Below are 26,018 nucleotides of genomic sequence, written 5' to 3'. Positions count from 1 at the left end.
CTCACTCGCGGCCCACATGCCACCGTGGTCGCGGCCGCTCAGCGCCGCGCACGGTCAGGTCGCGACGTACCGACGCTGCCCGACGACCGACCTCGTCGTCGTGGACGCCCTCTTTGCCGTGCGACGCTGCTGTGGCATCATGCCCGCGTGACTCGGTTCCACCTCATTATCGAGTAGCGCGTTCGGCACCAGCCGGACGCGCAGACCTCCCGTGACCTCGGGGGGTCTTTTTGTTGGCCGAGGCACCACCCCTCGCCCCGGCCCCGTCGTCCAGGACCCGGCACCACCCGCCGCCGGCACCCGCGTACCGTGGACGACGCTTGACTGACGACCCCGCCGGTGCCGGTGCCGACGGACATCTCGAGGAGACCCGGTGGACAACACCTTCGACGTCTACGACACGACCCTGCGCGACGGGGCTCAGCAGGAGGGCATGAACCTGTCGGTCGCCGACAAGCTGATCATCGCCCCCCTGCTCGACGAGCTCGGCGTGGGGTTCATCGAGGGGGGCTGGCCCGGGGCGATCCCCAAGGACACCGAGTTCTTCAAGCGCGCGGACAAGGAGCTGGACCTTGTCAACGCCGAGCTCGTCGCCTTCGGTTCCACGCGCAAGGCCGGAGTGAGGGCGGCCGAGGACACCCAGGTGCGCGCTCTGCTGGACAGCGAGGCGCCCGTCGTGACGCTGGTCGCCAAGAGTGACATCCGGCACGTCGAGCGTGCCCTGCGCACGACCGGCGAGGAGAACCTCGCGATGATCGCCGACACGGTCTCGTACCTGCGTGGCCAGGGCAGGCGCGTGGTGCTCGACGCCGAGCACTTCTTCGACGGCTTCCGCTACGACCCCGACTATGCGGTGGCCTGCGCCGTGGCCGCGTTCGAGGCAGGTGCCGAGACGGTCGTGCTGTGCGACACCAACGGCGGGATGATCCCGGACTGGGTGCACGAGATCGTCACGTCGGTGCGGGAGCGCACCGACGGCAGGCTCGGCATGCACGCGCACAACGACTCCGGGTGCGCCGTCGCCAACACGCTGGCTGCGGTCAGCGCGGGCGCGGTGCACGTGCAGGGCACGGTGAACGGCTACGGCGAACGCACCGGGAACGCCGATCTGCTCACCGTGGTGGCCAACCTGGAGCTCAAGCACGGGCGTTCGCTGCTCGCCGGCGGTGGGCTCAAGGAGATGACCCGCATCTCGCACGCGATCAGCGAGCTGACGAACATCACCCCGTTCGCGCGCCAGCCGTACGTGGGCGCGAGCGCGTTCGCGCACAAGGCCGGCCTGCACGCGAGCGCGATCAAGGTCGACCCGGACATGTACCAGCACGCCGACCCACTGGCGGTCGGCAACGACATGCGCATGCTGGTCTCGGACATGGCGGGGCGCGCGTCGATCGAGCTCAAGGGCCGGGAGCTGGGGTACGACCTCACCGGCCGCGGCGAGCTGTTGTCCCGGATGACCACGCGCGTCAAGGACGCCGAGGCGCAGGGCTACACGTACGACGCGGCCGACGCGTCCTTCGAGCTCCTGCTGCGTGAGGAGCTCGACGGAGCGCGGCCGAGCTTCTGGACCACGGAGTCGTGGCGGGTGTTCGTCGAGACGGTGCCGGGCGACCCGACGGTCGCCGGCAGCGAGGCGACCGTCAAGATGCACGTCGGCGGCGAGCGGGTCATCGCCACCGGCGAGGGTAACGGGCCGGTCAACGCGCTGGACCATGCGCTCCGCAAGGCGGTGTCGCCCACCTACCCGGAGGTCGACCGGTTCGAGCTGATCGACTTCAAGGTGCGGATCTTGGACACCGACCACGGCACCGACGCCACGACGCGGGTCCTGGTGGAGACCATGGACACGCACGCGGAGACCACCTGGATGACCGTCGGGGTGGGTCCGAACGTGGTCGAGGCGTCCTGGGAGGCACTCGTCGACTCGCTCGTGTTCGGTCTGCTGCGGGCTGGCGTCGCGTCGCGGTCCTGAGGTCGCCGGGTCATCGGCGGGCGACGACGTGGAAGACGTGCCAGTGCCTGGGCCCGACGTAGGAGGTCCCGTCGGCGTCCTCTTCGCGCCAGTGCACCACCTCCAGGCCGTCCAGCAGGGTGCGCACCTGCTCGGCGGTGTGGAAGGTCATCTCCGGGTCGCCGAACGCGTCGTCACGCGGGCCGAACAGCTGGCAGGCCAGCACCCCGCCAGGGCGTAGCGCTCCGACGGCCGCGGCCCACAGCGCGTCGAACGCGTGCGGGGGGCAGTAGGGCAGCGCGTACGAGGAGTGCACCAGGTCGGCCGGTGGCAGCGGGGGGAGCGCGGCGAAGTCGGCGTGCACGGTGTGCAGGCGGCCGGCCGGCAGTCCGGAGGACCTCGTCGTCAGCCTTTCCAGCGCGGCCCTCTCGCCGTCCAGCGCGTGCACCGTCCAGCCCTCAGCGAGCAGCTCGGCCACCTCGATGCCTTCGCCACAGCCGAGGTCGACGGCAACGGGTCGGCGTCCGTCGGGTGGCTGTGCAGCGCGGAGCGCCAGGCCGAGCGAGGCCCGCGGGGTGCGGCCCCACTGGTGGGCGTTGTACTCGTCCCAGCTGACGTCGTGCGGCACGTGCGCACCCTAGCCGTGCCCGGGGTCGAGGAGTCGGGTACCGGGACCCAGGTCCGCAGACGTCGGCGGCGTCGAAGGGTGTGATGGAGAGACGCGGGCTCGTGAGCGGTCACCTACCGCGTGGGGTGTGCTCGCGCACCCGCTGCCGGGCTCGCGGCCGCACGACTTCGAGGAGGATGTCGATGGCACGAGTAGTGATCCTGGGGGCCGGGATCGCGGGGCACACCGCGGCCCTGCACCTGCGTCGGATGCTCGGCAAGGAGCACGACGTGGTCGTGGTCTCGCCGAGCTCGAGGTGGAACTGGATCCCGTCGAACATCTGGGTCGGCGTCGGCAAGATGACAGCCGACCAGGTGGTCTTCCCGCTCGCGCCGGTCTACCGGCGCACGGGGATCGAGTTCCACCAGGCCCTCGCGACCACGATCTTCCCCGAGGGCACCGCGGACGAGCCCCGGCCGCAGGTCGAGGTCCGTTCGACCGAGCCGGGCAGCGAGGGTCGCACCGAGCGGCTGGCCTACGACTACCTCATCAACGCGACCGGCCCGACGCTCAACTTCGCGGCCACGCCGGGCCTGGGCCCCGACGGCAACTCGCTGTCGGTGTGCACGGCGTCGCACGCGACCGAGACCGCCGGTGCGCTCGAGCAGATCGTCGCGGAGCTCGCCAAGGGTGCGAAGAAGACCATCGTCATCGGCACGGGCCACGGCACCTGCACGTGCGAGGGCGCGGCGTTCGAGTACACGTTCAACGTCGAGCACGAGCTCCGTCGGCGCGGTGTGCGCGACAACGCCGAGATCATCTACCTGTCCAACGAGTACGAGCTCGGCGACTTCGGCGTCGGCGGCATGAGCTTCACACAGATGGGGTTCACGACGTCGTCGAAGACGTGGACGGAGTCGCTGTTCCGTGAGCGGGGCGTCAAGGCGATCCTGCGCGCGCACGTGCAGAAGGTCGAGCCCGGTGTCGTGCACTACGAGCAGCTGGACGGCAGCGTGCACACCCTGCAGTTCGACTTCGCGATGCTCCTGCCACCGTTCCGTGGGGCGGACCTGACGGCGTTCGACAAGGACGGCGCCGACATCACGAGCACGCTGTTCGCACCGAACGGCCTGACCAAGGTCGACGCGGACTACACGCCGAAGCCGTACGAGGAGTGGTCGGCGGAGGACTGGCCCACCACGTACCGGAACCCGACGTACCCGAACATCTTCGCGCCCGGGATCGCGTTCGCCCCACCGCACCCGATCTCGGTGCCCCGCACGAGCCCGAGCGGCACCGTCATCACCCCGGCGCCGCCGCGCACCGGTATGCCGTCGGGGATCATGGCCAAGACCGTGGCCCTGACCATCAAGGAGCTCATCGAGAAGGGTGAGCAGGCCCACGCCCACACGGCGTCGATGGCGCGGATGGGCGCGGCCTGCGTCGCATCCGCCGGCACCGGTCTGCGGCACGGCTCGGCCGCCGCGATGACGATGTTCCCGGTGGTCCCGGACTGGACGAAGTACCCGACGACCGGGCGCGACGTGAAGGGGACGTCCGGCGAGATCGGCCTGGCCGGGCACTGGATCAAGGCCATGCTGCACTACCTGTTCCTCTGGAAGGCCAAGGCTCGGCCGCTGTGGTTCCTCATCCCCGAGTGACGACCGACGCCCACGAACGGAGCTGACATGCCCGACCAGACCGCTGCCGAGGCCATCGCCTCGTCGCCGCTGCCGACGCCCCGCACCCTCGCCCGCCGGCGCAACGTCGCCTACCAGCTGATCCGGTTCGCCGCGATCAACCTCAAGATGATGCGCGTGATCGCCCGCGGCCACGGCTGAGCCCGGCCGGGCCCCGGGCAGGGAGACGAGGCCCCGATGAGCAGTGGTCTCCCCGGCCCGCGCTGACCCGGACCGCCGGGGGCCGGGTCAGCGGACGATGCTCAGGAGCTCGGTGGCGGCCGGGCCGGGGCGCTGGGTTCGCCAGACGGCGCGCAGCGACCGCCGTAGGTCCACGTCGACCGGGACCTCGACGAGCCTGCCCTCGGCGAGGTCGGCAGCGACGGCGAGGACGCTGAGCACGGCCGGCCCCGCGCCGGCCGTGGCGGCCGCGCGCACGGCGCTCGTGGAGGACAGCTCGAGCACGGGCGGCACAGGCGCCGGCGCGCCGGCCGCGGACAGCGCGGCCTCGAGGTGCGCGCGCGTGCCGGACGCCGGCTCGCGCTGCACGAGCCGCGTCCCGGCGAGCTCGCCGGCGGGGACCGGGGTCGTGCGCGTGGCCCACGGGTGGCCCGGGGCGACCACCACCGCGAGCCGGTCGCGGCCGACCACGCGGGAGTGCAGCGAACGCGGCGACGTGGGGCCCTCGACGAAGCCGAGGTCGACGCTGCCCTCGGACACCGCCTGCTCGACGCGCCACGAGTTCATCGCGTCCAGCGTGACCGTGGTGCTCGGGTGCGCGGCGGCGAAGCGCGCGAGCCACTGCGGCAGCAGGTGCTCGGCGACCGTGAGCGAGGCGGCGACCCGGAGCCGGGTGGCCGCATCGCCGCGCAGCGAGCCCAGTCCTGCGGCCAGTGCCGAGGCCGAGTCCAGCACCCCGTCGGCCCACTCGGCGACCAGGGTTCCCGCCGGCGTCAGGTGCGACCCGCGAGGTCCGCGCGCGACGAGGGTCGTGCCGGCCGCCCGCTCCATCGCCCGCACGCGTGCCGTCACGGCCGGTTGGCTGAGCCCCAGCAGCGCGGCCGCCGTGGACAGGCTGTGGCCGTCGCCCACCGCGCGCAGCACGGCGAGCGAGACGAGGTCGGGAACGGACCGTAGGGCGTGCGGGTCCAGCCGCAGCGGCGAGGGCACCGGCTCACTCTACCTGGAGCCATCAGCGGGACTGATGGGCTGTTCGGCGAGACGGGGCTTCCGAGCGGGGTCGCCGCCCCACCAGGGTGGAGAGCGTCCAGCCCTGAGGGAGGAGCCCCCATGCCAGGCGATCATCCGCTCGCCCCCGAGGTCGTCACCTCGGGGGTGGCGCTCACCGTCGACCCGCCTCCAGTCCCCCCCGGCCGGGCCGACGGCGTGCGGCGGCTGGTGCCGGGACTGCTGGCCGTGGCCGGGGCGACGGCCGTGGCGTTCGCGGTCCAGCACGTCGTGCCCGGCCTCGGGTCGACGACGGTGGCCGTGGTGCTCGGTGCCCTCGCCGCGAACCTGGGCCTGCACCGGACCGCGCTGCACCCGGGCACGGCGTTCGCTGCCAAGCGCCTGCTGCGCGCCGGGGTGGTGCTGCTGGGCTTCCAGCTGTCGCTGGCGCAGGTTGCGGGGCTTGGCCTGGGCGGTCTTGCCGTGGTGGCCACCACGGTGACGATCACGTTCTTCGGGACCCAGGGGCTCGGGCGGCTGCTCGGGCTGGGACGCGCTCGCTCGCTCCTGGTGGCGACCGGGTTCTCGATCTGCGGGGCGTCCGCCGTCGGCGCGATGAAGGAGGTCGCGGGTGGCGACGAGGAGGATGCGGGCATCGCGATCGCGCTGGTCACCCTGTGCGGGTCGCTCGCGATCCTCGCGCTGCCGCCGCTGCGCGGTCTGCTGGGCCTGGACGTCACCTCGTTCGGCTCGTGGGTCGGTGCGAGCGTGCACGACGTCGGGCAGACCGTTGCCACCGCGAACCGTGTGCCGGGCGCCCTGACCGCCGCCGTCGTGGTCAAGCTCAGCCGCGTGGTGCTGCTGGCTCCGCTGGTGGCCGGTGTCGGGCTGGTGCGGCGCCGTGCGCTCGCCGCGGCACCAGGCCGACGTCCCGCTCCGCTGCCGTTGTTCGTCGCCGGCTTCCTCGCCGCTATCGGCCTGGCCAGCACCGGGTGGCTGCCCGCGGCGGCGCTCGGTGTCGCCCACACGGGACAGCAGGTGCTGCTCACTGCGGCACTCGTGGGGCTGGGCACCGGTATCCATCTGAAGGTGCTGCGCCGCACCGGTGGCCGCGCCCTGACGCTCGGCCTGCTCTCCTGGCTCCTGGTGGCCGCGGTCGCCTATGCCGGCGTCCGCCTCACCGGAGCCTGACCCCCGCCCTGCCAACTCGCGGCGTTGCGCCCACGTCGCGGCGGTGCGCCCACGTCGCGGCGTTGCGCCCACGTCGCGGCGGTGCGCCCACGTCGCGGCGCCCCGGACGCCGCGATCTGCGGCTTGCGCCGCGACATCCACTGTGGGCCGCGGTCTGCGGGGGCGCGGCCCGCGGCGGGGAGACGCGGCGTCCGGCGAGTCGTAGGATGACTTGGTGCGTGGTGAGTACAAGGTTCCTGGCGGCAAGCTGGTCGCGGTCGACGTGGAGGTCGCCGACGGGCGACTGACCGGCGCCGCGGTCTCGGGCGACTTCTTCCTCGAGCCGGACACCGCGCTCGAGGACATCGACGCGGCGCTCGTCGGCCAGCCCGCCGACGCCGGGGTCGCGGACCTGACCCGGGTGGTGTCGGCCTCACTGGCCGACGACGTCGCAATGGTGGGCTTCAGTGCGGAGGCGGTCGCGATCGCGGTGCGCCGTGCGCTCGGGCATGCGACCCGGTGGGAGGACCACACCTTCGAGATCGTGCACGAGGGACCGCAGTCCCCGGCGATGCACATGGCGCTGGACCAGTCGATGGCCGAGGCCGTCGGGGCCGGCACCCGGCGCCCGACGCTGCGGATCTGGGAGTGGGGCGCACCGGCCGTGGTGATCGGCAGCTTCCAGTCGCTGTCCAACGAGGTCGACCCCGAGGGTGCGCAGCGGCACGGCATCACGGTGGTGCGCCGTATCTCCGGCGGGGGCGCGATGTTCATCGAGCCCGGCAACACGATCACGTACTCGCTGACCGTGCCCGCCTCGTTGGTGGAGGGCCTGAGCTTCGAGCGCTCCTACGCCTTCCTGGACGACTGGGTGATCGGCGCGCTCGGCGACCTCGGGATCGAGGCGCGCCACGTGCCGCTCAACGACATCGCCTCGCCCGCCGGCAAGATCGCCGGCGCCGCGCAGAAGCGGCTGGCCAGCGGCGCCGTCCTGCACCACGTGACGATGGCATACGACATCGACGCCATGAAGATGCTCGAGGTGCTGCGCATCGGCCGGGAGAAGATCTCGGACAAGGGCACGACGAGTGCGAACAAGCGGGTCGACCCGCTGCGCTCGCAGACCGGCATGGCGCGTGCGGACGTCATCACGTCCTTCAAGGCCTCGTTCCGGGCCCGGTACCGCACCGTCGACGGCGAGGTGACCGCTGCCGAGCGGGCCAGGGCCGAGGATCTCGTGCGCACCCGGTTCGACACCCCGGAGTGGACCGCGCGGGTCCCCTGAGACGTCGCGCGGATGCGCCCCGCGCCCTGTCGTCCGATCCTGAGGCGATGACGACACAGCGCAACCGGAAAGTGATCGAGGCGCTCGTCGACCGCGCGGGCACCACCTGGGCGCAGGAGGCCGGCATCCGGCTCGCCGACGAGCCCGCCCCCCTCTACCAGCTCGCAGTGCTGTCCACGCTGCTGTCGGCCCGGATCGACGCGTCGATCGCCGCGGCCGCGGCTCGCGAGCTCTTCGCGGCGGGGATGGGGACCCCGCAGGGCATGCTCGACGCGACCTGGCAGGACCGCGTGGACGCGCTCGGCCGGGGGCACTACCGGCGGTACGACGAGCGCACCGCGACCATGCTCGGCCGCGGAGCCCGGTACGTGCTCGAGGAGTGGCGCGGTGACCTGCGCACCGTGCGCCCCGGGTCACCGGACCGTGTGGACCGCTTCCGGGCGGCCCTCGAGGTGCTGCCGGGCATCGGGCCGGCGGGCTCGGCGATCTTCTGCCGCGAGGTACAGGGCGTGTGGCCGGAGATCGCGCCGTTCGCCGACCGCGCCGTGGGCGACGGGGCGAGGTCGCTGGGACTCCCGCACACCGGGCGCGGCCTCGCGCCGTACGCCGACGACTTCCCGCGGCTCGCGGCGGCGCTGGTGCGCGCGGCGCGCGACGACTCGATCGTCGCCGAGGTCCGGGCTGCCTGACGGGTCCGGGCCCACCTCGGTCAGGCCGCGTGCCGACCGACGTGGTCGGACCGCTCGAGCGGCGTGATCTCGATGCTGTCGATGCCCTCGCCGAGCGCGGCGACCGCGGCCTCGGCCAGCGGGTGCTGGACGTCGGCCAGGAGACCGCGCAGCGCGGCGGCCGGCTCGACGGCCTGGGGCGTCCAGGCGTCATGCCGCAACAGCCGCCAGGCACCGCTGCGGTGCACCGCGTCGGGGTCGTGCCGGGCCACCAGCGCCTCGTACAGCCCGTCGTCCGCGATCAGGACGGCCCGCGCGACGTCGACCGGCAGGAACGGCTGGTCGCCGTGGTCTCGCAGGATGCTGCTGGGGACGTTCATCTCGTGCTCCGGTCCACTCGGGGTCGCCACGCTCATCGGCAGGCCGTGCAGACCATCAAGACAGTAGTGAGGATCGACATCCCGGCCGCCTCGACACTCCGCAGGTGCGTGCACCGGAGGAGAGCGCCGGGACCGACCGGGATGACGCGAGGTTCGACAACTCGTCGCGGCCCGCGGGCTCAGACCTGTCGCGGTCCGAACACGGCGGTGCCCACCCTCACCAGCGTCGCGCCTTCCGCGACGGCGAGCTCCAGGTCCCCGCTCATCCCCATCGACAGCACCGTGGCGCCCGCGGTCGCGGCCTGGCCCACCAAGGCGTCGCGCAGCTCGCGCAGCCGGGCGTAGCCGGCGCGTACCAGGCCCGTATCCGGAGAGTGGGCACCGATGGTCATCAGACCGGTGAGCCGCAGCCCCGGAAGCGCGGCGACCGAGGCGGCCAGATCCAGCGCGGCCTCCGGTGACACGCCGGACTTAGTCTCCTCCCCGGAGACGTTGACCTGGACCATGACCTCGAGGTCGCGGTCGGTCACCTCGCAGCGGCGGGACAGCCGCCGCGCCAGGTCGAGGTCGTCGACGCTCTGCACGCATCGTGCCCAGCGCAGCGCGGCGTTGACCTTGTTGGACTGCAGGTGGCCGATCACGTGCCACGTCGGGTCCAGGTCCGCGAGCTCGGGCGCCTTGGCCACCAGCTCCTGGACCCGGTTCTCGCCCAGCAGCGTCGCCCCGGCCTCGACCGCAGCGCGGACCACCGGTACCGGGGTCGTCTTGCTCGCCAGCAGCACCGCCACGTCGTCGGGCGACCGGCCGGCGGCGTCCGCGGCCGATGCGACACGCTCCGTCAGTGCCTGCCACCGCCGGGCGATCTCGGCTGTGGGGGAGTCGGTGCTGCTCACCCCCAGGAGGCTAGTGGCACGCTGGGCGCATGGACGCGAACCGGGAGGTCCTGGCGGAGGTCGTGCTCGCGGTCGAGCAGGCCGGGGAGGGGCGCTTGCTGGTCGGCGTCGACGGTGTCGACGGCGTCGGCAAGACCACGTTCGCCGACGCCCTCGCGCGCGAGCTCATCGCGCGGGGTCGCCACGTCGTGCGGGTCTGCCTGGACGACTTCCTGCACCCCGCCGCGGTCCGGCACGCACGCGGCCCGGACTCGCCGGAGGGGTTCTACCGGGACTCGGTGGACGTGGACGCGTTCCTCGTGGCCGTGGTCCGGCCGGTGCGCGTGGGTGAGCCGATCCGGACCGCGGTGTTCGACCACCGCGCGGACGCACCCATCGACGTGCCGCCCACGCCAGTGCCCGACGGCGGTGTGGTGGTGGTCGACGGCCTGTTCCTGCACCGCCGCGAGCTTGCCGCCGTCTGGGACGTCTCGGTGTTCCTGGACGCCCCGACCGAGGTGGCGCTGGCGCGGATGGCCGCGCGGGACGGCACGTCGCCGGACCCGCGGGTCCAGCGCAGGTACGTCCAGGGGCAGCGGCTCTACCTGGAGGAGTGCCGCCCGGCGCACCTGGCGACGGTGGTGGTCGACCTGGCCGACCTCCACGCCCCGCACGTCCTCCCGGGCGGCGAGGACTGACTCCACGCGCCCGCAGATCGCGGCGTCGGGCGCGGCCCGCGGCGTGCGGCGCGGTTCGCGGCGTCCCGTGCGCCGCATCTTGCGCCGGCGGCCGCGGTCTGCGCCGCCGGCCGCGAATCTCAGGGGGATCCCTGATCCGCTGGGGGGCCGGGTGCGGCACAGTGGTGGCGTGAACGCCGTCCTGAACGTGATCTGGCTGCTGCTGGCCGGGATCTGGCTCGCGCTGGGCTACGTGATAGCAGGGGTGATCTGCATGGTGCTGATCATCACCATCCCGTTCGGCATCGCGTCGTTCCGGATCGCCGGGTACGCGCTGTGGCCGTTCGGTCGCACCGTGGTGGACAAGCCCACCGCGGGCGCATGGTCGACCATCGGCAACGTGATCTGGCTGCTGGTGGCCGGTATCTGGCTTGCGATCGGGCACGTGATCACGGCGATCCCGCTGTTCGTGTCGATCATCGGGATCCCGCTCGGGATCGCGAACCTCAGGATGATCCCGATCTCGCTGCTGCCGCTGGGCAAGCAGATAGTCCCGGTGCGTGGCCCCTACCAGGCCGCCGCGTACCCGCCGGCCGGGTACGCCTACCCGCCCCGCTGAGCTCTCACCCCTCGAGCCGGAAGCCGATCTTCAGCGTGACCTGCACGTGCGCCACGGACTGGTCGGCCAGGTGCCCGCGGATGTCGGTCACCTCGAACCAGTCCAGGTTGCGGGTGGTCTGCGCCGCCCGCTCGACGGCGTTGTTGATGGCCGCGTCGATCCCCGCGGCCGAGGACCCGACGACCTCGACGACCTTGTAGACGTGCTCGGACATGGTGTGCCTCCTGCACCTCGTCGTGCGCTGACACCGGCACGCTAACCGGCCCCGCGCCCGGGCGCACTGGTGCGACACTCACGGTTCGGAGGGAGACGTGATAGCAGGGGGTCTGTCCGGCGTCGCGGTGGCGCTGCTCGGCGCGTCCGACTCGGTGGGCACCGTGGACGGGTCCGCTCGGCCGGCCGACGCGTCGGTCAGGTTCGGGACGCCCCACGCGTACTTCTCCTACTGGGCCACCCCCTCGGACTCGCCGACGGTCACCGACACGGACGTCGATCAGGGTCGCGGGCGGACGTGGCTGTCGGTGGAGCTCGTCGACGGCGTCGCCACGCAGGTCCTGGAGGTCGACGACGCCGGCCGGAGCGGGTCGCTCGGGGACTGGCCCTTCGGCGACCCGCGGGTCCTCGACGCGCTGCCCGCCGACGCCCTGGTCCTCACGGACGGGCGCTTCGGAGAGGCGTTCCGGGTCTCGGCAGACCGCACCACGGTCACGGCCTTGGGCGGCGAGGCGTCTGCCTCGTCCTCGCCGGGTACCTGCTGGCGCGCCCGCGACGGCGCTCGGTCGCCGGTCGCGCCGCCTCGGGTGGGCGCGACACCGACGGGTAGGCCGCGAGGATCGTCCTCCGGCGCGCGTGGGGGCGGTTGTCAGTCCCTGGCGATGGCGGCAACCACGGCGCCGGTGAGCGTGACCAGGTCGTCCGGCGCGAGGCCGATGTCCAGGCCGCGGCGGCCGCCTGAGACGTAGACCGTGTCGAACAGCACCACCGTCTCGTCGACGACCATGGGGTGTGCGGTCTTCTGCCCGAGCGGGGAGATGCCGCCGACCACGTAGCCGGTGACGCGCTCGGCCACCGCGGGGTCGGCCATGGCGGCCTTCTTGCCGCCCACCGCGGCGGCCAGCGCCTTGAGGTCCAGCTTCCCGGTGACCGGGACCACGGCGACCGTCAGGGTGCCGTCCACGTCAGCCATGAGGGTCTTGTAGACCTGCTCGGGTGGGATGCCCAGGACCTCGGCGGCCTCCAGGCCGTAGCCGACCGTGGTCGACGCGTCGTGCTCGTACGGGTGCACGGTGTGCGCGACCCCCGCACGTTCGAGGGCGACGATCGCCGGCGTCCCGGCCGGGTGCTTCGGCTTGGCCACGGACCGAGGGTAGCTGCGGCCGCGCGCGCCCGGGCTACAGCCGCCCGGCGTCCACCAGGTGCCAGACGGGCTCTCCGGCCTCGTCGGACGCGGCAAGGTCGACCACGGCGTCCAGGTGCCAGTCGTGGTGGCCCGCCGGGTCGTCGAGCAGCTGGCGGACCTCCCAGCGGTCCGGGTGCTCGGTGACGATGAGCAGGTGCGGGCCCCGTGCGTCGGCTCCCACCAGCAGCTCGTCGTGCTCGTCGAAGTACGGGTCGAGGGCGTCGCGCCAGCGGTGCGCCTGCCAGGCCGCGCCGTCGGCGTCGGTGTCGCCGAGTGCCCCGAGCTCGTCCCACCGCTCGCGGGCCACCAGCTCGACGCGCCGGAACAGTGCCCCGCGCACCATGGCGCGCAGCGCCCGCGGGGCGCCGGACAGCGTGGCGGGTGGCGGTGGTTCCTCGCCGGCGACGTCGCCACCCGCCGCCAGGCGTTCCCACTCGTCGAGCAGGCTCGAGTCGGTCCCGCGCACCACGACGCCCAGCCACTCGAGCAGCTCGGCGAACGCCTCGTCGCGCGCCTCGGGCGGGACGGTCTGGCGCAGCGCCCGGAACGCATCGGCGAGGTAGCGCAGCAGCACACCCTCGGTGCGCTGCAGGCCGTAGGCACTGACGTACTCGGTGAACGTGGCGCCGTGCTCGGCCATGTCGCGCACGACGGACTTGGGGGACGGGACGTGGTCGGCCACCCACGGGTTGGTCCGCCGGTAGACCGCGAAGGTGTGCCCGATGAGCTCGGCCAGCGGCCGCGGGTAGGTCACGTCCTCGAGGAGCGCCATGCGCTCGTCGTACTCCAGGCCTTCGGCCTTCATCGCCGCGACGGCCTCGCCGCGGGCCTTCTTCTCCTGGGCGACGAGCACCTGGCGCGGGTCGTCGAGTGTGGCCTCGACGACGGAGACGACGTCCAGGGCGTAGCTCGGCGCCGTCGGGTCGAGCACCTCGAGCGCTGCCAGCGCGAACGGGGACAACGGCTGGTTGAGGGCGAACTCCTCGGGCAGCGACACCGCGAGCCGCACGGTCCACCGGCCGTCCGGCGTGCGCACCCGGTCCACGACCCCGCTCTGGCGCAGCGACCGGTAGATCCGCACGGCCTGGCGCACCAGGCGCCCGCGGCCGGCCTCCGGCTCGTGGTTGTCGGTCAGCAGCCGGCGCATCGCCTGCACCGGGTCGCCGGTGCGGCGGGCCAGCACGTTGAGGACCATCGCGTGCGTCACGGTCAGGCTCGAGGTCAGGGGCTCGGGGTCCGAGTCCCGCAGTCGCTCGAAGGTCTGCTCGGTCCAGTTCACCTGACCGGCCGGCGCCTTCTTGCGGACGATCTTCTTGACCTTCTTCGGGTCGTCCCCGGCCTTGGCGAGCGCTACCCGGTTCTCGATGACGTGCTCGGGCGCGAGCACGAGCACCTCCCCGGAGGTGTCGTAGCCGGCACGTCCGGCCCGCCCGGCGACCTGGTGGAACTCGCGTGCCGAGAGGTGGCGCATCCGCTGGCCGTCGTACTTGACCAGCGAGGTGAGCACGACGGTGCGGATGGGCACGTTGATCCCCACGCCCAGGGTGTCCGTCCCGCACACCACGGTGAGCAGGCCGCGCTGGGTGAGCCGTTCGACCACGCGCCGGTAGCGCGGCAGCATGCCCGCGTGGTGCACGCCGACGCCGTGCCGCAGGAACCGGGACAGCGTGGTCCCGAACCCGGTGCCGAACCGGAAGTCGGCCAGCTCGGCCGAGATCGCGTCGCGCTGCTCGCGCCCGGCGACGGTGGTGGACATCAGCGCCTGCGCGCGCTCGACGGCGTCCTTCTGCGTGAAGTGCACGAGGTACACCGGGGAGCGGCCGGTCTCGACCAGGCGCGTGACCAGCTCGTGCACCGGTTCGACCACGTACTCGTAGGTCAGGGGGACCGGGCGTTCGACGCTCGTGACGGTTGCCACCTCGACGCCTGTGCGCCGCGTCAGGTCCTGCGCGAAGAACGACGTGTCGCCCAGCGTGGCGGACATCAGCACGAACTGGGTGCGCGGCAGCTCGAGCAGCGGCACCTGCCACGCCCAGCCGCGCTGGGGGTCGGCGTAGAAGTGGAACTCGTCCATCACCACCTGGCCCACGGCATCCGCGCCGGGCACCACGGGGTCGTCGACGTGACCGGACTCGAGCGCCGTCCCGTCGCCCGTGCGCAGTGCGATGTTGGCGAGGATCTCCGCGGTCGCGCACACGATGGGTGCGCCGGGATTCACCGCGGAGTCGCCGGTCAGCATGCCGACGTTGTCCGGGCCGAACACCCGCACCAGGTCGAAGAACTTCTCGCTGACCAGGGCCTTGAGCGGCGCGGTGTAGAAGGTCCGGCGCCCCTGGGCGAGTGCTACGAAGTGTGCGGCCATCGCGATCAAGGACTTGCCGGAGCCCGTCGGGGTGGAGACCACGACGTGCGAGCCGGTCACCAGCGCCAGCAGGGCCTCCTCCTGGTGCGGGTAGAGCTCGAGGCCCTCGTCGGTCGCCCAGTCGACGAACGCCTCGAACAGCGCATCGGGGTCCGGGTCCTGCGGCAGACGGTCGAGGAGGGGAGCCGGCACCGGTCCATCCTCGCAGAGCGCGCCGGGTGCCGGTGGGGACGGGGGCGCCCGCCGTCTGCTTGCCGTCCTGGGGCCACGGGGGTGGGATGGCCTCATGGTTCCCACCGAGGCAGCGGCCGCGATCGCGTCGATCGAGCGCACGCACGACCGGTTGCGCGCGACTCTCGAGGGGCTGACCGACGAGGCGGTCGCGGGGCCGTCCCGGCTGCCGGGCTGGACTCGCGGTCACGTCCTGGCGCACTTGGCCGGCTTCGGCGCTGCGGCCGAGCGCCAGCTGCTGCTGGCCGTGCAGGGCGCACCGGCCGTCGAGTTCTACGACGGTGGGCGGGAGGCCCGGGACGCGGCTATCGAGGCGGGCGCGGGCGCATCGGCGGCACAGCACGTCGAGCGGGTCGTCGCCGTGATGGACCGCGTCGAGGGTCTGCTCGACCTGCTGGACGACGAGGCGCTGCGGCAGCCCACGGGCTATCAGGGGCTGCCGGCCGGCGCTCTCGTGCTGGCCTGGTGGCGTGAGTTCTCCATCCACCTCACCGACCTCGACCTGGGCGCCGAGCACACCTTGTGGAGTCCGGAGCTGCGAGAGCACCTGGTGGGCTTCCTGTCGCCCCGGGTGCCCGACGGGGTCCAGCTGGACCTCGAGCCCACCGACGTCGACGAGCCGCGGCGGGTGGGCCAGGGCCGGGTGGTCCGGGTGCGGGGCACGGCCAACGACCTGGTCGCCTGGCTCGCGGGTCGGGAGCCGCTCGGTCCGGTGGTGGCCGACGCCGGTGGCGAGACGGAACCGCTCCCGGTGCTGGGCCCGTGGCCCCGCCCCCGGGCTCGTATCGCGCCGGAGGACCGGAGCGTGCGCTAGTCCGAGGCCGCCAACCGGTCGGCGGCGACCTCGTCGAGGGCGGCGCGCACCTCCTCGTCGGTGGTGGGCGAGAAGTCGTCGTACGCCTGGCCGACCGCGCGGAAGTCGGCCGGGACGTGCAGTGCGATGCACTCGTCGGCGACGTCGTGCATGGGCAGGGCCCAGTGCGGCGGGGCGACCGGGACGGCGAGCACGACACGGCGTGCGCCGCGCTCGCGAGCCGCCAGGCAGGCCGCTCGCGCGGTCGCACCCGTGGCCAGCCCGTCGTCGATCACCACGGCGGTGCGGCCGTCGACGTCGACCGGCTCGCGGCCGTCCCGGAAGGAGGCCATCCGGGCCAGCGCCGGCCGCTCGCGTTCGGCGAGGCCCTCGAGCCCGCGGTCGGTGAGCCCGACGCGGGCCATGACGTCCTCGGCGACCACCTGGATCCCGCCCTCGGCGATCGCCCCGATCGCGAGCTCGGGCTGCCAGGGCACGCCGAGCTTGCGCACAGCGATCACGTCGAGTGGCGCCTCGAGCGCCACGGCCACCGGGGCCGCGACCGGGACGCCGCCGCGGGGTAGGGCGAGCACCACCACAGGAGCCCCCCGAAGTCCCGCCAGCCGCGTCGCCAGCCTGCGCCCCGCATCGGTGCGGTTCGCGAAGGTCATGGTGCCTATCCTGCGCCCCCGGCGCGGGCGCGCGCAGCACGTCCCGGCTGTGACGTCCGTCTAGGGTGGCGCCGTGCCGACCGCTGCCGAGCCTGCCCTGACGTTCGTGGAGATGTGGACCGACGGGGCCTGCAAGGGCAATCCCGGTCCCGGTGGGTGGGGGGTGTGGATGCGGTCCGGCGACCACGAGCGCGAGCTGTTCGGCGGCGACCCCTCGACCACCAACAACAAGATGGAGCTCACGGCGGTGATCCGCGGGCTCGCCGCCCTGACCAGGCCGTGCGAGGTGACGCTGCACGTCGACTCGTCGTACGTCATGAACGGCGTGCAGCGCTGGATGCCCACGTGGAAGCGCAACGGCTGGCGTACGGCGGACAAGAAGCCGGTCAAGAACGTCGACCTCTGGCAGGAGCTCGACGCCGAGGTCGCTCGGCACCGGGTCCGCTGGGTCTGGGTCAAGGGGCACTCGGGCGATGCCGGCAACGAGCGCGCCGATGCGCTGGCCAACCGCGGCGTTCCCGCGCGTCTCACTTAGCAGGACGACCCGTTCCGTCCATTGATACGCACGCGGGGATGGGATTCCCTGGCACGGTGACCTACACCCACGGGCACGCCGAGAGCGTGCTGACCTCGCACCGGGTTCGGCGGGCGGCGGACAGCGCCGCGTACCTGCTTCCCGAGCTGCGCCCTGGCCTGCGGTTGCTGGACGTCGGGTGCGGGCCGGGAAGCATCACCGTGGACCTCGCCCGGCTTGTCGCCCCGGGCGAGGTGGTGGCCATCGACCCCGCCCAGGAGGCCCTCGACGAGGCCGGCGAGCTGGCCGACGAGCTCGGTGCTGCGGGGAACGTGACCTTCCGCCGAGCGGACGTCATGGCGCTGCCCTTCGAGAGCGGCTCGTTCGACGTCGTGCACGCCCACCAGGTGCTGCAGCACCTGCCCGACCCGGTGGGCGCGCTGCGGGAGATGCGGCGAGTGACCCGGCCGGGTGGGCTGGTCGCCGTGCGCGACGTCGACTACCGCACGATGACGTGGGCGCCACCCTCGGCGGGCCTGGACGAGTGGCTGGCGCTGTACCGGGAGGTGGCCAGGGCCGACGGTGGCGAGCCGGACGCAGGGCGCCACCTGCTCGGCTGGGCGCTGCGGGCCGGTTTCGCCGCACAGGACCTGACGGTCTCCGCCTCCGCGTGGACCTACGCGCTGGACCGGCGACGGTGGTGGGCTGACCGGTGGGCCCAGCGGGCCCTGGAGTCCACCTTCGCGCAGCACGCCCTGCAGCACGGCCTGGCCGACCAGGTGCTGCTCGAGGAGATCTCCGACGCCTGGCGCGACTGGGGCCAGGAGCCCGACGGCTGGTTCGCGATGCTGCACGGCGAGCTCTTGGCCCGGCTCCCGGCCTGACGGTGGCAGTGCGGGCAGCGGGCGGGGCCGGTCTCGCCCGCGTGCGGAACGGGTCCGCACCGCGCACTAGGCTCGAAGAATGCGGATCGCACGTTTCACCACCGGCGCAGAGCCCCGTTTCGCGATGCTCCAGGGGGAGGGGGACGCTGCGGAGCTGCACGTGCTGCGTGGCGACCCGATGTACACACCCGTGGAGCTGACCGGCCAGGTCGTCCCGATGAGCGACGAGGTCCGGCTGCTGGCGCCGGTGATCCCGCGCTCGAAGATCGTGGGCGTGGGCCGCAACTACGCCGACCACGCGGCCGAGATGGGCAACGAGGTGCCAGCGGCCCCGCTGCTGTTCTTCAAGCCCAACACCTCGGTGATCGGACCGGACGACCCCATCGTGCTGCCGCACTGGAGCTCCGAGGTGCACCACGAGGCCGAGCTCGCCGTGGTGATGGGCAAGGTCACCAAGGACGTGTCGGTCGAGCGGGCCCTGGACCAGGTGTTCGGGTACACGGTGGGCAACGACGTGACCGCGCGCGACGCGCAGCGCAGCGACTCCCAGTGGCTGCGCGCCAAGGGCTTCGACTCGGCGTGCCCGCTGGGGCCGGTCGTCGTGCCCGGTCTGGACGTGGACGATCTTGCGATCACGGCACGCGTGAACGGTGAGCCACGCCAGGACGCGCGGACCTCGCAGCTGATGTTCTCGGTCGCGCACCTGATCTCCTACATCTCGGAGGTGTGCACGCTGCTGCCCGGGGACGTGATCCTCACCGGGACGCCCGCGGGCGTCGGCCCGATCGAGCACGGCGACGTGGTCGAGTGCGAGGTCGAGGAGATCGGCGTGCTGCGCAACCCGGTGCTGCGTCGCTGACGGACCCGGGGGCCCCGGCCCCTGAGCGGGCGCCCGTCCCGGCGCCACTACGCTGGCGGCATCATGACCAGCGCTGCCGCGGCCGACGCCGCCTCCACCGTTCCCACCGGCTCCGACATCCGCGTCCGCTTCTGCCCGTCGCCCACCGGCACACCGCACGTCGGGCTGATCCGCACGGCCCTGTTCAACTGGGCCTACGCGCGGCACGTCGGCGGGACGTTCGTCTTCCGCGTGGAGGACACCGATGCGGCCCGCGACTCGCAGGAGAGCTACGAGCAGCTGCTGGACGCGCTGCGCTGGCTCGGTCTGGACTGGGACGAGGGCGTCGAGGTGGGCGGCCCCTACGGGCCGTACCGGCAGTCCGAACGCATGGACGTGTACGCCGACGTCGCCCGTCGGCTGCTCGAGGCCGGCTTCGCGTACGAGTCGTTCTCCACGCCTGACGAGGTCGAGGCCCGTCACCGGGCCGCCGGGCGCGACCCCAAGCTCGGCTACGACGGGTTCGATCGTGGGCTGACCGAGGAGCAGAAGGCCGCCTTCCGCGCCGAGGGGCGCGAGCCGGTGCTGCGCATCCGGATGCCCGACGAGGCGGTCACGTTCACCGACCTGGTGCGCGGCGAGCTGACCTTCGCGGCCGGCTCGGTCCCGGACTATGTCATCGTCCGGGCCAACGGCCAGCCGCTCTACACCCTGACCAACCCGGTCGACGACGCGATGATGCACATCACGCACGTGCTGCGCGGCGAGGACCTGCTCAGCTCCACGCCGCGCCAGGTGGTGCTCTACCGGGCGCTGACCGCGCTGGGCATCGCCGACGGCGTGCCGCTGTTCGGTCACCTGCCCTACGTCATGGGCGAGGGCAACAAGAAGCTGTCCAAGCGCGACCCCGAGTCGAGCCTCTTCCTGCACCGCGAGCGCGGCTTCGTCCCCGAGGGGCTGCTCAACTACCTGGCGTTGCTGGGCTGGTCGATCGCGCCGGACCGGGACGTGTTCAGCGCCGCGGAGATGGTGGCCGCGTTCGACGTCGCGGACGTGAACCCCAACCCCGCCCGGTTCGACCTGAAGAAGGCCGAGGCGATCAACGGGGACCACGTGCGGATGCTCGGGCCCGAGGCCTTCCGCGACCGCGTGGTGCCCTACCTGCACGCCGCCGGACTGGTGACCGGGGAGGGCTTCGCCGTGCTCACCCCGCATGAGCAGGCGGTGCTGACCGCCGCCGCACCGCTGGTCCAGGAGCGGATCGGCCTGCTGGGCGAGGCCGTCGGGATGCTCGGCTTCCTGCTCGTCGACGACGACGAGCTCGTGGTCGACCAGGACGCGCGTGCCGCCGCGCTCAAGGGCGAGCCGGCGGCCGCGCTCGACGCGTCGATCACGGCGCTGGAAGCGGTCGAGCCGTTCGAGGCGGCGACGATCCAGGACGCGCTGGGCGCGGCGCTGGTCGAGGACCTCGGCCTGAAGCCTCGGGTGGCGTACACCCCGTTGCGGGTCGCGGTCACCGGGCGCCGGGTCTCGCCGCCGCTGTTCGAGTCCATGGAGATCCTGGGTCGCGACGCGACGCTCGCCCGGCTCCGCTCGTTCCGCGCCTCCCTGTGAGCGCGCAGGCCGACAGCATGGGGCTGCGTGCGGTGGACGGCGTCCTGCTGGACGTCGACGACACCCTGGTGGACACGCGCGGCGCCTTCGAGCACGCCCTGGCGCAGGTCGCGCGGGCGTACCTGCCCGACCTGCCGGACACCCGGCTCGGGGAGGTGCTCGCGGCCTGGCGCGCCGATGTGTCCGGGCACTACCGCCGCTACACGCGCGGAGAGATCGGCTACGTCGAGCAGCGCCGGGAGCGCGCCAACGAGCTGCACGAGGCCTTCGGCGGTCCGGTACTGGACGAGGCGGCGTTCCGGGCGTGGGACGAGGTCTTCGAGCAGGGCTTCGCCGCCGGCTGGACCGCGCACCCGGACGCCTCCGGCGCGATCGACGCACTGACGGGCGCCGGCCTGGCGGTCGGGGCGCTGACGAACGCCGCGGTGGGCTACCAGACCCAGAAGATGACCGCGACGGGCCTGGGCCACGTGCCCGTGCTGGTCGGGATGGACACGCTCGGCGTGGGCAAGCCCGCTCCGCAGGTCTTCCTCGAGGGCTGCCGTCGGCTGGGGACGGATCCTGGGCGCACGGTGTACGTCGGCGACGAACTGGACATCGACGCGCTGGCCGCCGTCCAGGCCGGGCTGGTCGGCGTCTGGCTGGACCGGCCGGGTGGACGCCGGCATGTGATCGGCGACGAGGAGATCGAGGGCGCGGTGCAGGCCGGCGTCCGGGTCATCGGTTCGCTCGGGCAGCTCGTCGGGCTTGTGCGCACCGTCTGACAGGTGCACCAGGCGTCTCGGAGCCGCTACGATGCAAGCGTTTGCATCCGTGGACCCGGCGCTGCGTCCCGCCTCGCCGACCGAGAGGAGCCGGCGATGCCCCTGCCCGAGAAGGCCATACGTCGAGCGCGCCGCAGTGAGGCGGAGGGCGGCGACGACCTCGCCGACGTCGTGGCGGGCCTCGGCCCGGATCGTCGTCAGACCCTCGAGGTGCGGCTCGAGCGGTGGTGGCCGGACGTGCACGAGGGGCTCGCGGCGGTGTATCCGGCGGACCGGCTCGACGAGCTCGAGATGCGGCTGAAGCGCCTCGTCACCGAGGCGTTCCGCGACCGCGACCCGGAGCTCTCGCGCGTGGACCTGGCCCGGACGCTCGACCCGGGGTGGTTCCAGTCCGAGCGGATGGTGGGCTACGCGTGCTATGCGGACCGGTTCGCCGGGACGTTGGACGGGGTGCGCGAGCACATCGACTACCTGCGCGAGCTGGGCGTGACCTACCTGCACCTCATGCCGATCCTGCGGCCCCGCGAGGGTGACAACGACGGCGGTTACGCCGTGGCGGACTACCGATCCGTGCGGCCCGACCTGGGCGGCATCGAGGACCTGCGTGCGCTCGCCGGCGAGCTGCGTGCCAACGGGATCAGCCTGGTCGCCGACCTGGTGCTCAACCACGTCGCGCGGGAGCACGCGTGGGCACGGGCGGCGCGGGCCGGCGACGCGCGGTACCGCGACTACTTCTACGTCTACGACGACCGCAGCATGCCCGACGCTTTCGAGCGGTCGCTGCCCGAGGTCTTCCCGGACTTCGCCCCGGGCAACTTCACGTGGGATGACGAGCTTGCCGGGTGGGTGTGGACCACGTTCAACGCCTGGCAGTGGGACGTGAACTGGTCCAACCCGGACGTGTTCGTCGAGTACGCGGACATCGTGATGTTCCTGGCGGGCAACGGCGTGGAGGTGCTGCGGCTCGACGCCATCGCATTCACCTGGAAGGAGCTGGGCACCACGTGCCAGAACCGGCCGCAGGTGCACGCGATCACGCAGGCCCTGCGTGCCCTGGTCCGCATCGCGGCGCCCGCGGTGATCTTCAAGGCCGAGGCCATCGTGGCGCCGCGGGACCTGGTGCACTACCTCGGCCAGGGCGCCCACCACGGGAAGGTCTCCGACCTCGCCTACCACAACAGCCTCATGGTGCAGGTCTGGTCCATGCTGGCCGCCAAGGACGTCCGGCTCGCGGTGCGAGCCCTCCAGGCGATGCCGCCGGTGCCGGCCTCGACCGCGTGGATCACCTACCTGCGCTGCCACGACGACATCGGGTGGGCGATCGACGACGGCGACGCGGCAGCGGTCGGCCTCGACGGATACCTGCACCGGGCGTTCCTGTCCGACTGGTACTCGGGGGAGTTCCCGGGCTCGCCCGCGGAGGGGATGGTGTTCCAGCACAACCCGGCCACCGGCGACCGCCGCATCTCCGGGAGCGCCGCTGCGTTGGTGGGCATCGACCGCGCCGTGCGCGGCGGCGACGAGGCCGCGGTGCAGCGCGGGGTCGACCGGCTGCTGCTCGCGCACGCGATCGTGGTCGGGTTCGGCGGGATCCCGGTGCTGTGGATGGGGGATGAGCTGGCGCTGGGCAACGACGAGCACTGGGCGGAGGAGCCCGGCCACGCCGACGACAACCGCTGGGTGCACCGGCCGCGCATGCCCTGGGCTGTCGCCGGGGCGCGGCACGTGGCGGGGACGCTGCCGGAGCGGGTGTTCGCCGGCGTCCGGCACCTGGTGCAGATCCGGGGCCGGACGCCGCACCTGCATGCGTCGGTCGCGGCGCAGGTCCTGGACGCGTCGGACCCTGGCGTCCTGGCGGTGCTGCGCCGCCACCCGCTGGGCCCGTTCCTGGCGCTGTACAACGTCACGGACGACTGGCGGCCGTTCCCCGGCCATCGGTTGGCCGAGCTGGGGCTCGCGTCGGCGCACGACGTGCTCGGCGGCCGTGATGTCGCCCCGGGCGAGGACGGGAACCTGTGGCTCGCGCCGCTGGCGAGCCACTGGCTGGTGGTCTGCTGAGACACCGCATGAACGTTGGCCGGAAGCGGAGTGCTGAGGCGCCCGGCTGGGCCGTAGCGTCTGACCCATGACGAGCACCACGACGCGACAGGCGCACACCGCCGCGGTCGATCCGCGCGCCGACGCCGTCGTCGTGGCCGCCCAGGCCATGGTGCGTGCCGGCGGCCCGGTGCCGAACGCGGAGCTGGCGCGGCTGGCGGCCGTCTCCGAACGCACCCTGCGACGCGCGTTCACCGAGCTGATCGGGGTGGGCCCCCGGGCATTCGGGCAGGCGGTGCGCACCGGTACGGCGCGGGACCTGCTGCGGTCCGGCAGCTTGGTCACCGATGCGCTCGTCGCCGCCGGCTTCGGGTCCGTGCGGGCGTTCTACGAGACCGCGGCCGGGACGATGGGCATGCCCCCCAGCGCCTACGCTGCGGGCGCGCCGGGGGAGCGCCTGGGTTGGACCGCCGTGGAGACCCCGGTGGGCACCGTGCTCGGCGCCGCCAGCGAGCGAGGGTTGTGCGCGGTACGGATCGGTGCGGCGCTGGGACCCCTGCTGGACCAGGTGCGGGCCGAGTTCCCGCGCGCGGAGCTCGTGGCCGACCACGACCGCCTCGCGGACGTGGCGCGCGCCCTGGCAGCGCTGGCGGCGGGTCACCCGGCCCCCGAGCTGCCCCTCGACGTGCGCGGCACGGCCTTCCAGGCCCGCGTGTGGCAGGCCCTGACCCGGATCCCGGCCGGGGAGACGCGGACGTACTCCGAGGTCGCGCAGGATATCGGGGAGCCCACCGCGGTCCGCGCGGTTGCTGGGGCGTGCGCCCGGAACCGGTTGGCTCTCGTGGTGCCGTGCCATCGCGTGGTGCGCACGGACGGCGGCCTGGGCGGCTACCGCTGGGGTCTGGCTGTCAAGCGCGAGCTGCTCGAAGCGGAGCACGCCCTGCCGGATCGAGCCCGGGTGGTCGGGTGACTGCCTCGGCCGCCACACCGGCCCCGCTGCGCGCCTGGCTGCCCGGCTACCTCGCCAACGCGGTGATGTGGGGCTCGTCGTTCGCGTTCATCCACGTGGGTCTGACGGCGCTGACCCCGGTGCAGGTCGCGTTCTGGCGGTTGACGCTCGGCGCGCTGGCGCTCGGGGCGCTCGCTGCCGTCACGCGAGCGCGGCTGCCCCGCAGCGCGTCGACCTGGCGGCACCTGGTGGTCTACGCGGCGCTGCAGAACGCGGTGCCGTTCACCCTGTTCGCCGTGGGCCTGCAGCACGTGCCCACCGTCCTGGCGGCGATCATCAACGCGGCGACGCCCCTGAGCACGCTCGCCTTCCTCATCGCGGTGTTCCCCGAGGAGCACCCCACCCGGCGCCGGATGGTGGGGCTGCTCGTGGGGTTCGTCGGGATCCTCGTGGTGCTCGGGGTCTGGCGGTCCTTCCCGGCTGCTCAGTGGCAGGGCGCGCTCGCCTGTCTCGCGGCGATCGCGTGCTACGGCCTGGCGTTCCCGTACGCCCGGCGGCACCTGGTCGGCGCGCCGGAGGGGCCGATCGCGATCTCGACGGGTCAGATCGCGGCGGCAGCGGTGCTGATGCTCCCGGTGGCCGCGGCGACCGGGCTGCGCCCGCACGGGACGGTCACGGTCGGCGTCGTGGGGGCGATGGTCGCGCTCGGTGCCCTGAGCACCGGGGTGGCCTTCGTGCTCAACCTGCGCGTGATCGGACTGGTGGGGTCCGCCACGGCCAGTACCGTCACCTACCTCACGCCGGTGGTCGCCGCGGTGATCGGGGTGCTCGCGTTCGGCGAGCGGGTGACCTGGAACGAGCCGGTCGGGGTGCTCGTGGTGATCGGCGGGATCGTGCTGGCCCAGGGCGTGCCACGTCGGCGCCGAGCCGTGCTCCCGGACGCGCCGCAGCCGGCGTGAGTCAGCGGTGGCGGTGGTCCTCGACGGGCAGACGGGGGCCACGGCGCGGCGCCCGAGCGAGTCCGGCGGCGAGCAGGTGGTGGACCACCCGCCAGCGATGCCCGCGGAAAGGCTCGAGCAGCGCGAGCATGCCCGCGTCGTCGGTGCGCCGTCCGGTCAGCGCCCATCCGACCTGGCCGGGCAGGTGGAAGTCCCCGACGTGCACGGCATCCGGGTCGCCGAACGCGCGCTGTGCGACCTTCGCGGCCGTCCAGGGGCCGACGCCCGGCACGTGCTGGAGGCGGGCGAGCGCGCCGACGGCGTCGAGGCCGGTGGCCTCCTCCAGGCGCGGCCCCAGCCGGGCGGCCGCGACCACGACGCGCGCTCGCCGGGGGTCGACCCCGGCCCGGTGGAAGTCCCACACCGGGACGCCCGCCCACCCCTCGCGTGTCGGGGCGACGCGCATCCCGTCCGGGGCGGGGCCCGGGGCCGCCGTGCCGTGCGTGTGCAGCAGCCACCCCCACGCGTGGTGTGCCGTGCTCACCACGACGCGCTGCTCGAGGACCACCGGCACGAGTGACTCGAGCACCAGCCTGGACCGGCCGATCCGGACCCGGACCGAGCGCTGCCAGGCGGTACGGACGGGTCCGGGAGGTGGCTCGAAGCCTGCGGGGTCGTCGTGCTCGCCGAGCAGGTCCGGCAAGGCCGCGAGGGCGTCGTCGGCCCCAGGGCCCCACGCGGCGGCGTCCACCCGGTCCGGGGCGACCTGCCGCAGGCGCAGCGTGGCGGGGCCGGTGGGCCGTCGCGTGGCGCGCCACACCACACCGTCGATCACCCGGAACGCGGGGTCGTACGGACCGTGCCGAAACGCGGCCAGCGTGCGCACCACGTCGACGGGCGCGGAGGTGGGCAGGAGCACGGCTCGATGGTCACACACCGGGCGGGTGGT

General features: G+C 73.4%; 26 protein-coding genes. 17 read left to right on the top strand and 9 right to left on the bottom strand.

Annotated elements, in window-relative coordinates; all coding sequences use genetic code 11:
- The first annotated feature begins 373 nt into the window (after positions 1–373).
- Positions 374–1,972 (top strand): citramalate synthase, encoded by a 1,599-nt coding sequence (gene cimA, locus Q6348_RS13520; protein WP_304601799.1) that lies wholly within the window; start codon positions 374–376, stop codon positions 1,970–1,972.
- Between the two features lie 10 nt (positions 1,973–1,982).
- On the opposite strand, the gene Q6348_RS13515 is transcribed toward cimA, so the two are convergent.
- A complete protein-coding gene (locus Q6348_RS13515) occupies positions 1,983–2,579 on the bottom strand; it encodes a class I SAM-dependent methyltransferase (RefSeq protein ID WP_304601798.1) in 597 nt (198 codons plus the stop codon).
- A gap of 182 nt (positions 2,580–2,761) precedes the next feature.
- On the opposite strand from Q6348_RS13515, the gene Q6348_RS13510 reads away from it, so the two are divergent.
- On the top strand, positions 2,762–4,219 hold the full coding sequence (locus Q6348_RS13510; RefSeq protein ID WP_304601797.1) for an NAD(P)/FAD-dependent oxidoreductase: 1,458 nt from the start codon (positions 2,762–2,764) through the stop codon (positions 4,217–4,219).
- A gap of 27 nt (positions 4,220–4,246) precedes the next feature.
- Positions 4,247–4,399, top strand: a complete 153-nt coding sequence (locus Q6348_RS13505) for a hypothetical protein (protein ID WP_304601796.1) — start codon at positions 4,247–4,249, stop codon at positions 4,397–4,399.
- 87 nt (positions 4,400–4,486) lie between these two features.
- Here the strand turns inward: Q6348_RS13505 and Q6348_RS13500 are convergent, their stop codons facing one another.
- Positions 4,487–5,407, bottom strand: coding sequence for a LysR substrate-binding domain-containing protein (locus Q6348_RS13500; RefSeq protein ID WP_304601795.1), 921 nt, complete (start codon positions 5,405–5,407; stop codon positions 4,487–4,489).
- A gap of 120 nt (positions 5,408–5,527) precedes the next feature.
- Here Q6348_RS13500 and Q6348_RS13495 point away from each other — a divergent pair, with 120 nt between their 5' ends.
- The 3 genes from Q6348_RS13495 to Q6348_RS13485 all read left to right on the top strand — a co-directional run bounded on the left by Q6348_RS13495 (position 5,528) and on the right by Q6348_RS13485 (position 8,548).
- On the top strand, positions 5,528–6,595 hold the full coding sequence (locus tag Q6348_RS13495) for a YeiH family protein (protein ID WP_304601794.1): 1,068 nt from the start codon (positions 5,528–5,530) through the stop codon (positions 6,593–6,595).
- Positions 6,596–6,809: 214 nt separating this feature from the next.
- Entirely contained in the window at positions 6,810–7,859 is a 1,050-nt protein-coding gene (lplAB, locus tag Q6348_RS13490) for a lipoate-protein ligase LplAB (RefSeq protein ID WP_304601793.1), read from the top strand.
- A gap of 47 nt (positions 7,860–7,906) precedes the next feature.
- On the top strand, positions 7,907–8,548 hold the full coding sequence (locus tag Q6348_RS13485) for an endonuclease (RefSeq protein WP_304601792.1): 642 nt from the start codon (positions 7,907–7,909) through the stop codon (positions 8,546–8,548).
- A 20-nt stretch (positions 8,549–8,568) separates the two neighbouring features.
- Here Q6348_RS13485 and Q6348_RS13480 read toward each other — a convergent pair whose 3' ends face one another.
- Both Q6348_RS13480 and Q6348_RS13475 read right to left on the bottom strand, forming a co-directional pair.
- Complete coding sequence (locus tag Q6348_RS13480) at positions 8,569–8,943, bottom strand: hypothetical protein (RefSeq protein WP_304601791.1); 375 nt, start codon at positions 8,941–8,943, stop codon at positions 8,569–8,571.
- Between the two features lie 143 nt (positions 8,944–9,086).
- A complete protein-coding gene (locus Q6348_RS13475; RefSeq protein WP_304601790.1) occupies positions 9,087–9,800 on the bottom strand; it encodes a YggS family pyridoxal phosphate-dependent enzyme in 714 nt (237 codons plus the stop codon).
- 29 nt (positions 9,801–9,829) lie between these two features.
- Between Q6348_RS13475 and Q6348_RS13470 the strand changes: the two genes are divergently transcribed.
- Both Q6348_RS13470 and Q6348_RS13465 read left to right on the top strand, forming a co-directional pair.
- A complete protein-coding gene (locus Q6348_RS13470) occupies positions 9,830–10,477 on the top strand; it encodes an AAA family ATPase (protein WP_304601789.1) in 648 nt (215 codons plus the stop codon).
- Between the two features lie 169 nt (positions 10,478–10,646).
- Positions 10,647–11,075, top strand: a complete 429-nt coding sequence (locus tag Q6348_RS13465) for a YccF domain-containing protein (protein ID WP_304601788.1) — start codon at positions 10,647–10,649, stop codon at positions 11,073–11,075.
- A gap of 4 nt (positions 11,076–11,079) precedes the next feature.
- Here Q6348_RS13465 and Q6348_RS13460 read toward each other — a convergent pair whose 3' ends face one another.
- From Q6348_RS13460 to Q6348_RS13450, 3 genes are all read right to left on the bottom strand, one after another.
- Positions 11,080–11,289, bottom strand: coding sequence for a dodecin (locus tag Q6348_RS13460; RefSeq protein WP_304601787.1), 210 nt, complete (start codon positions 11,287–11,289; stop codon positions 11,080–11,082).
- A gap of 648 nt (positions 11,290–11,937) precedes the next feature.
- Positions 11,938–12,432 (bottom strand): Cys-tRNA(Pro) deacylase, encoded by a 495-nt coding sequence (gene ybaK / locus Q6348_RS13455; RefSeq protein WP_304601786.1) that lies wholly within the window; start codon positions 12,430–12,432, stop codon positions 11,938–11,940.
- A gap of 34 nt (positions 12,433–12,466) precedes the next feature.
- The gene (locus tag Q6348_RS13450; protein ID WP_304601785.1) at positions 12,467–15,028 is read right to left on the bottom strand and encodes a DEAD/DEAH box helicase; all 2,562 of its coding nucleotides are present in this window, start codon (positions 15,026–15,028) and stop codon (positions 12,467–12,469) included.
- Positions 15,029–15,122: 94 nt separating this feature from the next.
- Between Q6348_RS13450 and Q6348_RS13445 the strand changes: the two genes are divergently transcribed.
- Positions 15,123–15,881 carry a maleylpyruvate isomerase family mycothiol-dependent enzyme gene (locus Q6348_RS13445; protein WP_304601784.1) on the top strand — a complete coding sequence of 253 codons (759 nt, stop codon included), beginning with the start codon at positions 15,123–15,125 and terminating at the stop codon, positions 15,879–15,881.
- Here the strand turns inward: Q6348_RS13445 and Q6348_RS13440 are convergent.
- A complete protein-coding gene (locus tag Q6348_RS13440) occupies positions 15,878–16,531 on the bottom strand; it encodes a phosphoribosyltransferase (protein ID WP_304601783.1) in 654 nt (217 codons plus the stop codon). The two genes, Q6348_RS13445 and Q6348_RS13440, sit on opposite strands and share 4 nt — an antisense overlap.
- Positions 16,532–16,643: 112 nt before the next feature.
- On the opposite strand from Q6348_RS13440, the gene rnhA reads away from it, so the two are divergent.
- From rnhA to Q6348_RS13400, 8 genes are all read left to right on the top strand, one after another.
- Positions 16,644–17,066: a ribonuclease HI gene (gene rnhA / locus Q6348_RS13435; protein ID WP_304601992.1), complete on the top strand. Its 423-nt coding sequence runs from the start codon at positions 16,644–16,646 to the stop codon at positions 17,064–17,066.
- 38 nt (positions 17,067–17,104) lie between these two features.
- Positions 17,105–17,929, top strand: coding sequence for a class I SAM-dependent methyltransferase (locus Q6348_RS13430; RefSeq protein WP_434062056.1), 825 nt, complete (start codon positions 17,105–17,107; stop codon positions 17,927–17,929).
- 79 nt (positions 17,930–18,008) lie between these two features.
- Positions 18,009–18,788 (top strand): fumarylacetoacetate hydrolase family protein, encoded by a 780-nt coding sequence (locus tag Q6348_RS13425; RefSeq protein WP_304601781.1) that lies wholly within the window; start codon positions 18,009–18,011, stop codon positions 18,786–18,788.
- A gap of 63 nt (positions 18,789–18,851) precedes the next feature.
- Positions 18,852–20,381, top strand: a complete 1,530-nt coding sequence (gltX, locus tag Q6348_RS13420; RefSeq protein ID WP_304601780.1) for a glutamate--tRNA ligase — start codon at positions 18,852–18,854, stop codon at positions 20,379–20,381.
- Complete coding sequence (locus tag Q6348_RS13415; RefSeq protein WP_350339670.1) at positions 20,378–21,145, top strand: HAD family hydrolase; 768 nt, start codon at positions 20,378–20,380, stop codon at positions 21,143–21,145. The genes gltX and Q6348_RS13415 overlap by 4 nt, the downstream gene beginning before the upstream one ends.
- 96 nt (positions 21,146–21,241) lie before the next feature.
- Positions 21,242–23,203, top strand: coding sequence for an alpha-amylase family protein (locus Q6348_RS13410; protein WP_304601779.1), 1,962 nt, complete (start codon positions 21,242–21,244; stop codon positions 23,201–23,203).
- 67 nt (positions 23,204–23,270) lie between these two features.
- Positions 23,271–24,152 (top strand): methylated-DNA--[protein]-cysteine S-methyltransferase, encoded by an 882-nt coding sequence (locus Q6348_RS13405; protein ID WP_304601778.1) that lies wholly within the window; start codon positions 23,271–23,273, stop codon positions 24,150–24,152.
- Entirely contained in the window at positions 24,149–25,090 is a 942-nt protein-coding gene (locus tag Q6348_RS13400) for a DMT family transporter (RefSeq protein WP_304601777.1), read from the top strand. The genes Q6348_RS13405 and Q6348_RS13400 overlap by 4 nt, the downstream gene beginning before the upstream one ends.
- 1 nt (position 25,091) lies before the next feature.
- Here Q6348_RS13400 and Q6348_RS13395 read toward each other — a convergent pair whose 3' ends face one another.
- Positions 25,092–25,988: a DNA-3-methyladenine glycosylase family protein gene (locus Q6348_RS13395; RefSeq protein WP_304601776.1), complete on the bottom strand. Its 897-nt coding sequence runs from the start codon at positions 25,986–25,988 to the stop codon at positions 25,092–25,094.
- Between the last annotated feature and the right edge of the window lie 30 nt (positions 25,989–26,018).

It is taken from the genome of Actinotalea lenta, from assembly GCF_030586465.1.
In the GTDB taxonomy this organism is placed as follows: domain Bacteria; phylum Actinomycetota; class Actinomycetes; order Actinomycetales; family Cellulomonadaceae; genus Actinotalea; species Actinotalea lenta.
This window is presented reverse-complemented; position numbering and strand designations above follow the sequence as displayed.

Coding starts and splice junctions, on each gene's coding strand:
- Q6348_RS13510 (WP_304601797.1), top strand. CDS start 2,762: ATGGCACGAGTAGTGATCCTGGGGGCCGGGATCGCGGGGCACACCGCG.
- Q6348_RS13505 (WP_304601796.1), top strand. CDS start 4,247: ATGCCCGACCAGACCGCTGCCGAGGCCATCGCCTCGTCGCCGCTGCCG.
- Q6348_RS13495 (WP_304601794.1), top strand. CDS start 5,528: ATGCCAGGCGATCATCCGCTCGCCCCCGAGGTCGTCACCTCGGGGGTG.
- Q6348_RS13485 (WP_304601792.1), top strand. CDS start 7,907: ATGACGACACAGCGCAACCGGAAAGTGATCGAGGCGCTCGTCGACCGC.
- Q6348_RS13480 (WP_304601791.1), bottom strand. CDS start 8,943: ATGAGCGTGGCGACCCCGAGTGGACCGGAGCACGAGATGAACGTCCCC.
- Q6348_RS13470 (WP_304601789.1), top strand. CDS start 9,830: ATGGACGCGAACCGGGAGGTCCTGGCGGAGGTCGTGCTCGCGGTCGAG.
- Q6348_RS13460 (WP_304601787.1), bottom strand. CDS start 11,289: ATGTCCGAGCACGTCTACAAGGTCGTCGAGGTCGTCGGGTCCTCGGCC.
- Q6348_RS13445 (WP_304601784.1), top strand. CDS start 15,123: ATGGTTCCCACCGAGGCAGCGGCCGCGATCGCGTCGATCGAGCGCACG.
- Q6348_RS13440 (WP_304601783.1), bottom strand. CDS start 16,531: ATGACCTTCGCGAACCGCACCGATGCGGGGCGCAGGCTGGCGACGCGG.
- rnhA (WP_304601992.1), top strand. CDS start 16,644: ATGTGGACCGACGGGGCCTGCAAGGGCAATCCCGGTCCCGGTGGGTGG.
- Q6348_RS13430 (WP_434062056.1), top strand. CDS start 17,105: ATGGGATTCCCTGGCACGGTGACCTACACCCACGGGCACGCCGAGAGC.
- Q6348_RS13425 (WP_304601781.1), top strand. CDS start 18,009: ATGCGGATCGCACGTTTCACCACCGGCGCAGAGCCCCGTTTCGCGATG.
- gltX (WP_304601780.1), top strand. CDS start 18,852: ATGACCAGCGCTGCCGCGGCCGACGCCGCCTCCACCGTTCCCACCGGC.
- Q6348_RS13410 (WP_304601779.1), top strand. CDS start 21,242: ATGCCCCTGCCCGAGAAGGCCATACGTCGAGCGCGCCGCAGTGAGGCG.
- Q6348_RS13405 (WP_304601778.1), top strand. CDS start 23,271: ATGACGAGCACCACGACGCGACAGGCGCACACCGCCGCGGTCGATCCG.